The organism is Mangrovimonas sp. ST2L15, assembly GCF_001280515.1.
GTDB classification, from domain to species: domain Bacteria; phylum Bacteroidota; class Bacteroidia; order Flavobacteriales; family Flavobacteriaceae; genus Mangrovimonas; species Mangrovimonas futianensis.
The window spans coordinates 286,660-298,728 of sequence record NZ_LBIQ01000028.1 but is presented as its reverse complement, the minus strand read 5'-3'; the positions used below and the strand labels follow the sequence as shown (position 1 = coordinate 298,728).

The window sequence follows — 12,069 nt, the reverse complement described above, 5'->3', positions numbered from 1 at the left end:
GATGTCCATTCATCCAACCATGACCAATGAAGAATTAGAAAGTATATGTGATGCCATTGAAGCAGTATCCAAATCTTTTTCTGAGTGGGGCAAGGATTATACATACAACGCCTCCAAAAATGAATTTACTCATGTAGATAACATCCATACCGAGCAGCTTATTACCGAGGACTGGTTTGATTTAAAAACAACATAAAATTCGTTGTGGATTTTTCATGTTGCGGGCAAGGGTTGGAGTATCCTTTCTATTTTTAATCACCATTGTTCCATGGTTGAAAATTTTGGATGTTAAAATGCTTCTGCAAAACTAATATTGAAACCATGGATGCCATTTGGACCAAATCCCCAATCAAATCTTAGATTGGTTTGGTGCTTACTGTCAACCATAATTCGCAACCCCGCGCCATAATTAAGCCAAAATCCATCCAGTTTTAAATCGCGATATTTGGATGCTACTCTACCGGTTCCTACCCAACCTACCATTCCAAAGATGTTCCATATGGGTAAACGATATTCTACTTGAGAATCAACCAAGATTTTATCTCGTATAGCACCTTTATAATACCCTCTCATTTGTTTATCTCCACCTAATTGTGCAAGTGTATAGAAAGGTACGTCACCACTAGTTCCAAAGGTCGTGGCTTGAAAAGCAATGATGTGATTGTTCCATGGGTTTATGTATTTTCTGAGGTCAATCTCCCAACTCGAGAATTTGAATTCACTACCTAGAAACGAGGGGTAAAGAGTGTAGGATATTTGAGCAAAATGGCCGCCTTGGGCATTGTATCGGTTTTCTCTACCCTCAATTGCTGCAATCGCTTTTAGACCAAAAGCAAAGCCACCTTCATTACCAATGACATTGTTGGAGTAGAGGTAACTATCGGGATTTGCTTCAATATCAAAATAATCTGTGAGGTCCAAACCAATCCCCGCATAAAGGTTCTTGACTTTCATCTTTTTAAGGCCCCAGGCTTCAAATTTAAATCGATTGGTTGAAATCTGTTCGATATCATCAATGGAGACATCATTACCAATACCTAAAAAGTACTCCGGCGTTTTTTTATAGTTGATGTAGCTAATAATTAAATAGTCATTGTTTTTAAACATTAAATCGGTCGAAACAGATGCATTTATTCTTCCTTCTGAGGAGAAAGTGACCACTTCTGACAGTCGCGATGGTTTGGTAAGTGTATCATTTTTATAAAGGTTAAACACATTGAATTTGGCAAGACCATAGGTGTGACCGGCTTCCGATGAATAGGAATAAATGGGGACAGGTATATAGGTGAATAAATATTCAGCTTTTTTGTTGAATTTGTCAAATTTTGAAGACTTTTCATTCGATGTGGAGTCAGTTGTTTGTTGACCTATTATTGTGAAGGGAACCAAAAATAATATGACATAACATAGAGTGATGTGATACCATTTATTCTGTCTGTTTTTTTTGTTGGTCATGAATAGCCTTTTAATTACTTGAGAAGCAGGTTTTTATATCAAATATAAAATTAAAAGTTGATTATTTGCCTAGAAATTATTTTTGATTTGTAACATCATTTTTATTACTCTTATTAATTTTGATTTTGCTCAAGGGAGTTTTAAATGATTTAAGGTGAGGTAATTAGATAAATGTTGTATCTTATAGAGATAACTAAAACCTTCCGATATGAAAAAAGCAGTTTTTAAATTCAATTTAAAAACCATGATGTTCGTGGTTTTGTTCCTTTTGGGAATTCAATTAAATGCCCAAACAGCAGAAATGTCTTATGCCGTTTCAGCCGATAGTCCAACCCTAAAATGGAATCCTGCCCCAGATTTTTTTCCAGGGTGTACATTTACCATTTTACATGGGGATATAGAAAAGCCAAATTTAGATTTTCTCTTCAAGGTAGAACCTGATACTTTCATTATGAAACATACGCACACTTCACCTGAACGAATGATATTGATTTCTGGTACTATGGAGGTTACTTATGAAGGTGAGAAAACGCAAGTGCTCAAAGCAGGTTCGTATGCCTACGGACCAGCTAAAAAACCCCATACTGCAAAATGCCTGAAAGGTGATCCTTGTGTGTTATTTATCGCCATGGTAGATCCGTTTGATGCGGTACCTATTCAGAAGTAGTAAAAGGATGAAAATGAATTAAGATCGGAAAAGGTGGCCAATTGGGCTGCCTTTTCTGTTTTCAAAATGAAAAATGAAATAGAAAGAAAGAACTCTGCTTTAATAAATAACATTCCTTTAAGACAATCCTAAGTTTTAATTAGGATAATTTGATCATCAAATCCTTAATTTTATACATGAACCTTAAAATCAATTTATTATGACAAATGAAGAATTAAAAGGAAACTGGAATCAAATAAAAGGAAAAGTTAAACAAAGTTATGGCGATTTGACTGATGATGACCTTACTTTTGCAGAAGGTAAGTTTGATGAAATGCTTGGAAGAATCCAAGAAAAAACAGGAAAGACCAAGGAAGAATTGAGAGAAGAAATTGCCAAATGGTAAGTAGTTATAAAAATTAAAAATCCGCCTTATGGCGGATTTTTTTATTCTCAAAAGGATGTATTGAAAAGTATCCTAGTCTTTAGGAATTTCTAGATGCCATTGGGCACCACTTATATCTGTCATTGTTATGGTGTAAGCTCCTTTAGGAAGGTTTTTAAAATCAGGATGGTTCAAATGAATTTTGGCTTTCGAACCTAAAGGTACTTTTAAACTATTCTTAGATGGGGTTGCCTTAGCTACATAATAATTGTCAATTTGCTTTGGTTGGAGGGCAGCCAAATCTTTTGAGTCAAATTGAATGACTTGATTTTGATGCGCATCAAAAACTGAAATTTCAATTACCCAAGCACCATATACGTCCACACCCTCAGTTCTATAAATGTCGAAAGACAATTCGTTATTTGAAAAAGAGCCTTCGGTAAGTTCAAAATTTGGTTTGACAGATTTATTGTGCAGTGTTCCCCAAAGACCGCCATGAAAAACTTGATTGGTCAATAAAGTGATTGCTAGTATACTGAAAGAGCCTATTAAAACGACATTTTTAAAAAGACTTTCTTTAATAGGTAATGCTCCAGACCCCAACCACGAAAACCACTTTTTGGACTTTAAAAAGGGATGTTTTTTAAGCAACCAGATATCCATGGAGTAATGGCTGCTTCCAGTTAAGAAAAGAGTGAATCCTGTGGCTATACCCAAAATGCCTATTTGCCATTCGTCCAAACAGGTAGTGCCTATCCAGCCTGAACCTAATAAAATACCCATAGCCAAGAAAAAGACTCCAAAACTCATCAAGCGAGTCCCCAATCCTAGTATAATAAATAGGCCAACAAGACCTTCTATTATTGTGAAAATTAACATGTTTATCCACAAGGCATCGGGGTGTTCCACTAAATATTGAATGATGGGCTTTATCCCTAAGGCATGAGGTAAAAAATGGTTGAATTTTTCTCCAATGTATCCTGGTAAATCTGGGTTCAATTTATCAGTTAATACAGTTCGTCTCCAAAGAGCTGAAAAATAGGTCCAACCTATCACCAATCTTAGAGCTAGAGTGAGAAATCCAGCGTTTTGTTTATAATGAATTTGTTTCATGTTGTTTTATTAAATGGTTAGTGTGAAATATCCTTTTTTGATTAATTGAAAACTTTTTAAAATACCGTTTTCAGTAATTTTTATTGAAATTGGTAATTCTTCAGGATTTATATGGAATTTTTTCAAGGATAACCCGCAAGCCAAGATTTGAATATGTTGCTCTTTAGCTTGTTCTAGTAGCTTATTCAAATCTGGGTCGTTTACCATTTCTGAGACTGTTTTTCCGCAGAAGATGACAATGAAATCTCCAAATGTTTTCCCGTCTTCATTTTGAAGTTCCTTTGCAGTTAATAAAATGGGATTTAATTGTTTGATGTTTTTTGAGATAACTAAATAGTTTTGTTTGTTAGTGTTTTGCGCTTTAATATGGGTGGTTCCAAAGAGTATGAAAACCATAGTGATTATATAATATGAAATACGATTCATTGTTAAATTTGTTTAAGTATTGAACAGCTTAACTCTAAGAAAAGAGCTAAGCAAAGAATAAGGTGTAGCAACATATATGCTGTTAACCTTGAGTTTTATTTGTTATAGATTTTAAAGAGGAATCAGTTTTATAGAAACTGATATGGTGCCCTTATAAGGTGCCTAAATTAAATAGTCCTTGAAGTTTTGATACAAAATGTAATAGGGCTTAGGAGGGGTGATTTGATAATCTATCTCCTTAATTTTTGAAAGTGGCCCTATGGCTTTTTGAATGTCCCAAACCACCGGGTATGCGAAATTGCTAAAAGACAATTTCTTAGTAGGCTCAGACTTTTTTGATATAAAGTCTAAGGTTTGGTTGTCAAAGGAATGACAACTTATATTTTTTAAAGTCGTTTGGCTTTTGTTGGAAACCTCCGTTTTAGGAAATCCCAGCTCTTCTTGAATAAAGTTTCTGACTTTACAAGGTGAAACGATGAGTAACAATACCAACCCCCAAATAGAAAATACATATTGGAAAGGGGTTATTTGTTTTCGCTTCATCATGTTGTAAACCTATAAAAAATATAGGAGGATGGTTTTAATATTTTCTTAAAAAATCAAAGAAGAATAAAGCTATTTCTGGCGGGTATTGGCAAAAGAAAGGCATAGATTCAGATTAAAAATCCCTAAAATGACTTTTACCATTTAGAGCCAATTCATATTCATGCTTGCTCAAAATATTCTCATCCAATACCATATTCACTTTACAGATGGTGTCCAGAAATTGATTGACCAATTCTGGATTTTTTTTAACCTTTTTTTGTAGATAATTATAGTCCACGTTGATACAAATAGCGCCAACTAGACCAGTTTTTTCCTTGAAAATAGGAATGGTGGTGCATTTAAATTTTCGAGACCCAATATTCAATTCATAATTCAATTTGTCCACATTTATGGAGTTTCTACGTTTTAAATCCATTACCAGGTTGGTTGCCGGAGCCTCAATATTACGACCTGTTACGTTATTTTTTATACAGTACAATGCTTTGTAAGGATTACTTAAATTGTGAAGCAGAATTTCTATGCCACAATCTGGAAAGCTGTCCCCTATAAGCCGCACAATTCGTTTGTAGTTTTCTAAAAATTGTACTGAATCATCCAGCACCTTATCCCCATCATATATTTTATATAATTTATTGTAAGCATGGAGTTCTTCATGCTTTAAAATTTGCCTGACATTATTTTGTTCTCCAATTAAAATTAATTGCTCGCCAGCCTGGTAATTTTTATGTTTCTTTAATTCTAATACCGCTTGATTAAACAAATTCAAATCAAATTGTAACATGTTTTTATCGTCTAGACTAAATGGATAAAAAGGGTAGTTCTCCAACGGACTCCCTTTTTGCCTCTTCCGTTCCTTGTAACGTCCATAAAGAAATCCGACACTCATCAATAGGAGTGAAGCAATTAAGCCGTAAACAATATTTAAAAAGCCTTCTAACATGATGTGTTTTTTTTAAGTTGGTTAATCCGAAAAAAAGTGTAGGCTTCAAAACTGAAATGGTGTATGGGAATATCTCTAAATTACAATAAGTTTTTGAATTGTTTGATTTTAAGTTAGTTGGAAATGAGTGTTTTTGGACGCTTTTTATATAATTAGCTATTTGAAGATATTTTATTTGTTATTGGAAATAATGGCTAACTTTATGCAAAACCTAACCAAATCACGCAAACCATGGAAGAAAATATTCCTGCTGAGTATGACATAGATACCCCTTTAAAGCAGACAGATCTCAAAATTCTGGCAGAGGCCAAACACGCTATGGAACACCCTACTTGGTTGATGAAGTCTTTGAATATGGTAGGGGATGGATTGGAATCTACGGTTAGGAAACTACCTAACAAGGTGCAAATTAAATTGCAGAATAGTATTGAGAAGATATTGATGACAACTATTAAGGCGAATCTCCTAACTATTCAAAAGGATAAAGAATTTCAGAAGCCCAAAAAAGGTTTATATAAAGGAGTTGTCACATTGACTGGTGGCGCTAGTGGCTTTTTTGGTTCTGCTACAGGAGTAGGAACGGCTTTGTTTTTTGCTGAGTTAGGAGTGTCTACCAAATTTATTATGCGTTCTATAATGGATATTGCTAGGAGTGAAGGGGAGGATATTTATTCCCTAGAAGGTCAACTGGCATGTATGGAGGTCTTTGCTTTGGGAGGACAAAAAAAGTGGGATGATGATATGGAGGCAAGTTACTATACCACTAGGTATATGTTGTCTACAGCTGTCAATCAAATGACTCATTCTGGACTTAATAAAACTTTAGCAACCGCTATCGCATACACGGGAAATTTGGGGTCAGATATGCTTTCCAAATTTGTATCAAACATCGCTGGCCGATTGAGCGCATTGTTTTCTGAAAAATTGCTCACACAAGCTGTTCCTGTTATTGGAGCGGCTGGAGGTAGTGGTTTGAATTATGTTTACATCGATCATTTTCAAAAAATGGCTAAAGCCCATTTTGCCATCAGAAGGTTGGAACGTGAATATGGTCAAGAGGTTGTTAAAAAAGCCTTTGAAAAACTTTAGTATTTCAACTTATAACCTAAGGTTAATTTCGCTGTGGATAAGTTAAAAGTATATCTATAATCTGAAAAATCAGTAGAATATACACCTGTTTCATAAGATAAAGTGGCGTAGTATCTTTTAAAACTGTAAGAAGCAGCTAATGAAGCGTCCAGTTTATAGAGCCAAGGATCCTTAGGCCGATAGCTGTCGTCTTCTAAGGTTACTTTTTTATTCATTAGAGCAATTCCTGGCATTGCAGTAAAGGTCACAATGATGTTTTCTGGCAAAACAAAAGCAGATAAGAGACCTACCATTAATCCTGCCGCACGACCATTATATCTTTTTATTTTCAGTTCTTCATTAAGTTCATTGGTGACTTCTGGAGGTAGGATATTCCCATCAGCAGAAAAATAATCAAATACAGCAAAAGTCCCCACACCTCCTGTAACATAGACGTTTTTATGGAACTTAGGTAATCCTGCTTTCAAAAGAGTATATGAAAATTCAATATCAGAAAATGTGTAGAGGTAATTAAATCCAATAGTTCTCGATTTTACATCTCTTCTAAAACGGGGGATTTCTCCCAAATCATTTTTGTTGTTATAGCCATTGTAAATTTGAAAGTAGCCGTTTATGTAATGCCGTTTTCTGATGATAAAGGACCCTTGCAGGTCAAAGCGTTTGGTGACTTCCCTGTTTCCGTTCCTAATATTAAAACCAACATCCAACATGGCTTTGCTATTTGCAATTCCCAATCCTAAATTGAATCGGTTTTTAGGAACATAGCGGGTTTTGAAATCATCATGAGTCAGTTTAAAGGATTTTACCTTATAATCTGAAAATAAGCGAAGGGAATAATTCTCCAAATCATGGTCTATAAATAAGGAGTCAATAACTTCCCATGGACTCATGTACCGTTTCTTTCCATTTGATTGGGAAAAAAGGACAGCAGGAAATACTAAAAAGCAAATTAGAATCCAAAAAGGTCTCAAAGGGGTCAATTTTATTTCATAATGATTCCCAAATGTATTATTTCGTTTATGGATTGCCAAATATTCCCCTTATCAGATTAAAATTAATTCATGATAAGGGAAATACTTAAAAATAGTAAAAGTCTTAGGTAAAATATTTTCTTTTAAGCCAGAAGGATACCTTCACCAATAAGATGAGAGCTGGAACTTCAACTAGGGGGCCGATGACTCCGGCAAAAGCTTGCCCAGAATTGAGTCCGAAAACGGCAATCGCTACCGCAATGGCCAATTCAAAATTGTTTCCAGCTGCCGTAAAGGCTACTGATGCAGTCTTATCATAAGTGCCTCCCATCGCTTTGGTAAAAAAGAAGCCAATGATAAACATGAAGGCAAAATAGATCAATAGAGGGATGGCAATTTTAACCACATCCAAAGGAATTTCAACGATCAACTCCCCTTTAAGTGAGAACATAACCACGATGGTAAATAAAAGCGCAATTAAGGTTATTGGCGAAATGGTAGTGATAAAGGTGTTTTGATACCAATCCTCACCCTTCATGTTTACCAAGACGATTCTACTTAAGAAGCCCATGACAAAAGGAATACCCAAATAAATAGCAACACTTTCAGCGATAGTTCCAATTGAAATGTCTACGATGGCACCCTCAAATCCAAAGTATGGTGGGAGAACGGTAATGAAGATCCAAGCATAAAAACTATAGGCAAATACCTGAAAGATGCTGTTTAAAGCCACCAAACCTGCGCCATACTCACTACTTCCTTCGGCTAAATCATTCCACACCAAAACCATGGCAATACACCTAGCTAAACCGATTAAAATAAGGCCAACCATATATTCTGGTTCGTCTTGTAAAAAAATAAGAGCCAAAACAAACATCAACACCGGGCCAATAATCCAATTCAGAATAAGGGATATGGACAAAATTTTCACATTTTTAAAAACCTTAGGTAACAAGGCGTAGTTAACCTTAGCCAAAGGTGGATACATCATTAAAATGAGTCCGATGGCAATGGGAATATTGGTGGTCCCACTACTGAAGGATTGAATGGTATCTGGAATGGAAGGTAGGAGGTATCCCAAACCAACCCCAACAGCCATGGCTAAAAAGATCCAAAGTGTCAGGTTCTTATCTAGAAAATTAAGTTTTTTGATTGCCATTAGTTCTTAGTTATTTGGGAGAATACATAATAAAATTCAGAAGCAATTTGATCGCATCTTTCTTGATACTTTTCAGCCTGTTGGGGTGTGTTGTCAAATGCCTTGGGATCTTCAAACGTTACTGGAATTCGTACTTCGGCACCAGGAACAAAAGGACAGCCTTCATCTGCTTGGGAGCAGGTCATAATGGCTGCAAACAAGGAAGATGGATTAAAAGGATCGTCCATTTTTTTAGAAAATCCAATAATAGCAGGTTCGTTTTTATCAAACTTAATACTGTAAACAGGATTGGGTTCATCTGATAATTTTAAGATGTCAAATCCCGTATTTTCAAGTGTTTTTGCAATCATGGGAAAAAGTGCCGTAGCCTCTGTTCCACCAGAATAACAGGAAACATTTGGGATTTGGAAGTAATGAGCCATTGTCTGTGCCCAAACTTGTGATAGGTGACTTCTTCTAGAATTGTGGGTGCAAATCAAGTTCAGCCTTACAGGTTGCTTCTTGTTTACTTTTTCTTGGATGTAATCAATTAAAGGTTGAAGAATTTGTTTGCGGTTTTCCAAAATGTCTTGGGACCCCAAGGCTTCAATGTAATGGTTGAGTTTTAAATTCATTGTTGGTAAATTAAATGCCTATTTTAGGACTTCGTCTTTCTAAAATGATATTGTTTTTCCATTGACCATGAAGACAGCCTATGCGCTCTCTGTAACCTATTTCCCGGAAACCACATTTTTTATGCAATGCTATGCTAGCTTTGTTCTCTTCCATAATTCCGCATTGTAGGGTCCAAATATGGTGCGTTTCGCTTTCAGAGATAAGATGGTTTAGTAATTGGGTTCCCGCATGATTTCCATGGAAATCAGGATGCACATAAATACTCACTTCAGCTACACCACCATAAACTTCTCGGGAGGAAACTGCTGATAATGCGGCCCACCCAATAACTTGGTCTCCTTGATTTAAGGTGAGCCTGCAAAATGGCAAGTGTTTGCTATCCCAAAGTTCATAGGATGGAACTTCTGTTTCAAAAGTAGCTATTCCTGTTTGGATGCCCATTTGGTAAATGTCAGCTACCTGCGGATAATTATGCTTGTCAATGGAACGAAAATTCATGAATATGGTTTAACAACAGCCAGAACCGGGTTCGCAACAAGAGCTACTTTGTAATTCTGAAAGTTTGATTTTGGGTTTGGAAGCCGGAGCAGGAATGCCACACTTATCCTTGGCCAAACAATCTGTTTGCTTGGTGGTTAACAAAAAGCTGGTCCCATCAAAGTCCAATCCGAATTTTTGGATGGTTTCTCCTTGATATTCAACTTCAACTTCCCAATCCTCTATGCCCAAGGCTTTTTCTGATAATTGAATGATATGTACCAGTTTTTCAGGGTGCAGTCGGTGATCATAATCGTTCGCATTCCAAAGTTGGAAATTTACTACGGTTTCATTTCTCACGGTTCCGCCACAATCAATAAAGTGTTTGGCGATTTTTCCTATTTCAGTTACGTGAAAATGACTAGGAACCAAATCTCCATTAGGTAATTGGAAGGAAAGGGTTTCTAAATGCTCTAAAGCTGTTTTTACTTGATTTAATGTCATCTGTCTTAATGTTAATTGTAATAACTTGATGTTAATTGTAATAATACGATGAAAGGGATTAAATTTTTTTAGCAACAATTTGTTTTGGGTAGTTCTTGGTTTAAAAAATGTGTCATTATATGAGCCATTTTTTGCCATTGATCCATGTCTATGCAATAGCAAACACTAGTGCCTTCCACATTGCCTTTGATAAGGCCTACATTTTTCAATTCTTTTAAATGTTGGGAAATAGTAGGTTGAGCCAATCCAATTTCCTCAACCAAATCGCCACAAACACAAGCGTTGAGTTTGAAAAGGTATTGAAGAATGGCTACACGGGCAGGATGCCCAATGACTTTAGCAAACTGAGCTAAGGTGTTTTGTTCTTCGGTAAATATTTCTGTTTTGGTAATACCCATTAATTATTGCTTTATTGCAATATTACGATTAAATACAATAACGGGCAAATAGTTTTGAAAAAAAATGATTTAAATGGCTTCTCCGAAGGTTAATAAATTGGAATCTGGATCCAATAGGGAAAATTCCTTTTGCCCCCATGGTTTGATTTCCAGATTTCCATTCGGGTGAATGTTTATATTCTTCTGAAGCAGATCATTATAAAAGGCATCAATATCTTTAACACGAATATAGACTTGTCCATAATTTTCCTTGGGATTCAATGTTGCGAATTCAAAGAAGTGAATTTCAATGAGGTCCCTTTCGAGCATTAAGTAACCTGGATAATCGTGTTTTCCCAAGGGTTTAAAACCAAGACCATCCACATAGAAAGTTTTGGTCTTTTCCTTAGACCGCATGGGAAGTTTGGGGTGAATATGCGTTAACAAAACTTAAGCAGTTTTCTTTTTTGAAATGACGACACCTATTTTTCCACCCAACCAAGCCATAGGGAAATAGGCTAATAATAAATCGGTTGCCGTAAACCACATAGGTCCCATAATCATAAAATTGACAAGAATACCACCAATAAAAAACAAGGCTCCAACTATCATGGCCAATCTCATTTTGTTTCCTTGAGCAATTAGGGCAGCAACAAAGGCTCCAGCCAAAGTCCCAATAGCATGGGCTAAAAATGGGAATAGAAAATATTTAGACTCCAGGGTAGGCATTATCTCTGCCAAGGCTTCCATATCATTGGGATCAATTCCTGGAATGGGGTAAACACCGTGGCCTGTGCTTACCAGTCCCATGTTGACAATACTTCCTACAAACCATCCGGCTATGACGGCTAATACATTTCTAAGTTTCGGATTCATCTTTTTTTAGTTAGTTATTCTATAAGGCAAGATAGGATTTTTAATGAAATGTTGAGTTCATTATTGATCAGGCTACCCTTTCAAACTGGAGACATAAGATTTAAATTGATTTAAGATGGCTTGCCAACCATCTCGTTGCATATCGATAGGATTTTGGCTTTCCGGATCAAAAACAGTAGTGACAATGACACCTTGAGAATCTCTTTCAAACGATGTTTTTACGTCACGACCATCTTCCAATTTATAAGTTAGAGATGACTGCGGATCGACATGGGAATAAATGGCCTTAAAGTCAAAGCCAAAACTACCATCTTTTGCTTCCATTCTGGCAAAATAAGTGCCACCTACTTTTAGGTCATTTTCTGCTGCCGGACAACACCAATCATCTGAAGCAAAATTCCAGTTGACAATATGCTCAGGACTCGTATATGCTTCCCAAACCGTTTTTAAATCGGAAGGAATGGCGGTTTGAATGGTTATTTTTTCCATA

General features: G+C 36.1%; 17 protein-coding genes and 1 pseudogene. 4 read left to right on the top strand and 14 right to left on the bottom strand.

Going from position 1 to position 12,069, the window contains the following annotated elements:
- Positions 1-196 (top strand): annotated as a pseudogene (locus ZA07_RS16150) (selenocysteine lyase); the annotation flags it as partial.
- Between the two features lie 92 nt (positions 197-288).
- On the opposite strand, the gene ZA07_RS03740 reads toward ZA07_RS16150, so the two are convergent.
- On the bottom strand, positions 289-1,455 hold the full coding sequence (locus ZA07_RS03740; RefSeq protein ID WP_053970386.1) for a BamA/TamA family outer membrane protein: 1,167 nt from the start codon (positions 1,453-1,455) through the stop codon (positions 289-291).
- A gap of 208 nt (positions 1,456-1,663) precedes the next feature.
- On the opposite strand from ZA07_RS03740, the gene ZA07_RS03735 reads away from it, so the two are divergent.
- Both ZA07_RS03735 and ZA07_RS03730 read left to right on the top strand, forming a co-directional pair.
- Positions 1,664-2,122 (top strand): cupin domain-containing protein, encoded by a 459-nt coding sequence (locus ZA07_RS03735; protein ID WP_157492051.1) that lies wholly within the window; start codon positions 1,664-1,666, stop codon positions 2,120-2,122.
- Positions 2,123-2,321: 199 nt separating this feature from the next.
- Positions 2,322-2,507 (top strand): CsbD family protein, encoded by a 186-nt coding sequence (locus ZA07_RS03730; RefSeq protein ID WP_053970385.1) that lies wholly within the window; start codon positions 2,322-2,324, stop codon positions 2,505-2,507.
- Positions 2,508-2,579: 72 nt separating this feature from the next.
- Here the strand turns inward: ZA07_RS03730 and ZA07_RS03725 are convergent, their stop codons facing one another.
- The 4 genes from ZA07_RS03725 to ZA07_RS03710 all read right to left on the bottom strand — a co-directional run bounded on the left by ZA07_RS03725 (position 2,580) and on the right by ZA07_RS03710 (position 5,511).
- Positions 2,580-3,599, bottom strand: coding sequence for a TQO small subunit DoxD (locus ZA07_RS03725; RefSeq protein ID WP_053970384.1), 1,020 nt, complete (start codon positions 3,597-3,599; stop codon positions 2,580-2,582).
- A 9-nt stretch (positions 3,600-3,608) separates the two neighbouring features.
- Positions 3,609-4,025, bottom strand: a complete 417-nt coding sequence (locus ZA07_RS03720; protein ID WP_053970383.1) for a DsrE family protein — start codon at positions 4,023-4,025, stop codon at positions 3,609-3,611.
- A 162-nt stretch (positions 4,026-4,187) separates the two neighbouring features.
- On the bottom strand, positions 4,188-4,571 hold the full coding sequence (locus ZA07_RS03715) for a hypothetical protein (protein ID WP_053970382.1): 384 nt from the start codon (positions 4,569-4,571) through the stop codon (positions 4,188-4,190).
- 112 nt (positions 4,572-4,683) lie between these two features.
- Positions 4,684-5,511: a PAS domain-containing protein gene (locus ZA07_RS03710; protein ID WP_053970381.1), complete on the bottom strand. Its 828-nt coding sequence runs from the start codon at positions 5,509-5,511 to the stop codon at positions 4,684-4,686.
- 231 nt (positions 5,512-5,742) lie between these two features.
- Here ZA07_RS03710 and ZA07_RS03705 point away from each other — a divergent pair, with 231 nt between their 5' ends.
- A complete protein-coding gene (locus tag ZA07_RS03705) occupies positions 5,743-6,600 on the top strand; it encodes an EcsC family protein (RefSeq protein ID WP_053970380.1) in 858 nt (285 codons plus the stop codon).
- On the opposite strand, the gene ZA07_RS03700 is transcribed toward ZA07_RS03705, so the two are convergent.
- From ZA07_RS03700 to ZA07_RS03660, 9 genes are all read right to left on the bottom strand, one after another.
- On the bottom strand, positions 6,597-7,490 hold the full coding sequence (locus ZA07_RS03700) for a DUF4421 family protein (protein ID WP_053970404.1): 894 nt from the start codon (positions 7,488-7,490) through the stop codon (positions 6,597-6,599). The two genes, ZA07_RS03705 and ZA07_RS03700, sit on opposite strands and share 4 nt — an antisense overlap.
- 205 nt (positions 7,491-7,695) lie before the next feature.
- Positions 7,696-8,730, bottom strand: coding sequence for an ACR3 family arsenite efflux transporter (arsB, locus tag ZA07_RS03695; protein ID WP_053970379.1), 1,035 nt, complete (start codon positions 8,728-8,730; stop codon positions 7,696-7,698).
- On the bottom strand, positions 8,730-9,344 hold the full coding sequence (locus tag ZA07_RS03690; RefSeq protein WP_053970378.1) for a low molecular weight phosphatase family protein: 615 nt from the start codon (positions 9,342-9,344) through the stop codon (positions 8,730-8,732). Before ZA07_RS03690 ends, arsB begins: the two co-directional genes overlap by 1 nt.
- Positions 9,345-9,354: 10 nt before the next feature.
- The gene (locus ZA07_RS03685; protein ID WP_053970377.1) at positions 9,355-9,843 is read right to left on the bottom strand and encodes a GNAT family N-acetyltransferase; all 489 of its coding nucleotides are present in this window, start codon (positions 9,841-9,843) and stop codon (positions 9,355-9,357) included.
- Between the two features lie 9 nt (positions 9,844-9,852).
- Positions 9,853-10,326: a DUF6428 family protein gene (locus ZA07_RS03680; RefSeq protein WP_053970403.1), complete on the bottom strand. Its 474-nt coding sequence runs from the start codon at positions 10,324-10,326 to the stop codon at positions 9,853-9,855.
- A 68-nt stretch (positions 10,327-10,394) separates the two neighbouring features.
- Complete coding sequence (locus ZA07_RS03675; protein WP_053970376.1) at positions 10,395-10,724, bottom strand: helix-turn-helix transcriptional regulator; 330 nt, start codon at positions 10,722-10,724, stop codon at positions 10,395-10,397.
- Positions 10,725-10,793: 69 nt separating this feature from the next.
- Positions 10,794-11,150, bottom strand: coding sequence for a VOC family protein (locus ZA07_RS03670; protein ID WP_053970375.1), 357 nt, complete (start codon positions 11,148-11,150; stop codon positions 10,794-10,796).
- Positions 11,151-11,153: 3 nt separating this feature from the next.
- On the bottom strand, positions 11,154-11,579 hold the full coding sequence (locus tag ZA07_RS03665) for a hypothetical protein (RefSeq protein ID WP_053970374.1): 426 nt from the start codon (positions 11,577-11,579) through the stop codon (positions 11,154-11,156).
- Between the two features lie 72 nt (positions 11,580-11,651).
- Positions 11,652-12,068: an SRPBCC family protein gene (locus ZA07_RS03660; protein WP_053970373.1), complete on the bottom strand. Its 417-nt coding sequence runs from the start codon at positions 12,066-12,068 to the stop codon at positions 11,652-11,654.
- Position 12,069 lies beyond the last annotated feature (1 nt).

Bases quoted from the DNA above. Each gene is read 5' to 3' on its own strand.
- ZA07_RS03740 (WP_053970386.1), bottom strand. From the start codon at position 1,455: ATGACCAACAAAAAAAACAGACAGAATAAATGGTATCACATCACTCTA.
- ZA07_RS03735 (WP_157492051.1), top strand. From the start codon at position 1,664: ATGAAAAAAGCAGTTTTTAAATTCAATTTAAAAACCATGATGTTCGTG.
- ZA07_RS03730 (WP_053970385.1), top strand. From the start codon at position 2,322: ATGACAAATGAAGAATTAAAAGGAAACTGGAATCAAATAAAAGGAAAA.
- ZA07_RS03725 (WP_053970384.1), bottom strand. From the start codon at position 3,599: ATGAAACAAATTCATTATAAACAAAACGCTGGATTTCTCACTCTAGCT.
- ZA07_RS03720 (WP_053970383.1), bottom strand. From the start codon at position 4,025: ATGAATCGTATTTCATATTATATAATCACTATGGTTTTCATACTCTTT.
- ZA07_RS03715 (WP_053970382.1), bottom strand. From the start codon at position 4,571: ATGATGAAGCGAAAACAAATAACCCCTTTCCAATATGTATTTTCTATT.
- ZA07_RS03710 (WP_053970381.1), bottom strand. From the start codon at position 5,511: ATGTTAGAAGGCTTTTTAAATATTGTTTACGGCTTAATTGCTTCACTC.
- ZA07_RS03705 (WP_053970380.1), top strand. From the start codon at position 5,743: ATGGAAGAAAATATTCCTGCTGAGTATGACATAGATACCCCTTTAAAG.
- ZA07_RS03700 (WP_053970404.1), bottom strand. From the start codon at position 7,490: ATGAGTCCATGGGAAGTTATTGACTCCTTATTTATAGACCATGATTTG.
- arsB (WP_053970379.1), bottom strand. From the start codon at position 8,730: ATGGCAATCAAAAAACTTAATTTTCTAGATAAGAACCTGACACTTTGG.
- ZA07_RS03690 (WP_053970378.1), bottom strand. From the start codon at position 9,344: ATGAATTTAAAACTCAACCATTACATTGAAGCCTTGGGGTCCCAAGAC.
- ZA07_RS03685 (WP_053970377.1), bottom strand. From the start codon at position 9,843: ATGAATTTTCGTTCCATTGACAAGCATAATTATCCGCAGGTAGCTGAC.
- ZA07_RS03680 (WP_053970403.1), bottom strand. From the start codon at position 10,326: ATGACATTAAATCAAGTAAAAACAGCTTTAGAGCATTTAGAAACCCTT.
- ZA07_RS03675 (WP_053970376.1), bottom strand. From the start codon at position 10,724: ATGGGTATTACCAAAACAGAAATATTTACCGAAGAACAAAACACCTTA.
- ZA07_RS03665 (WP_053970374.1), bottom strand. From the start codon at position 11,579: ATGAATCCGAAACTTAGAAATGTATTAGCCGTCATAGCCGGATGGTTT.
- ZA07_RS03660 (WP_053970373.1), bottom strand. From the start codon at position 12,068: ATGGAAAAAATAACCATTCAAACCGCCATTCCTTCCGATTTAAAAACG.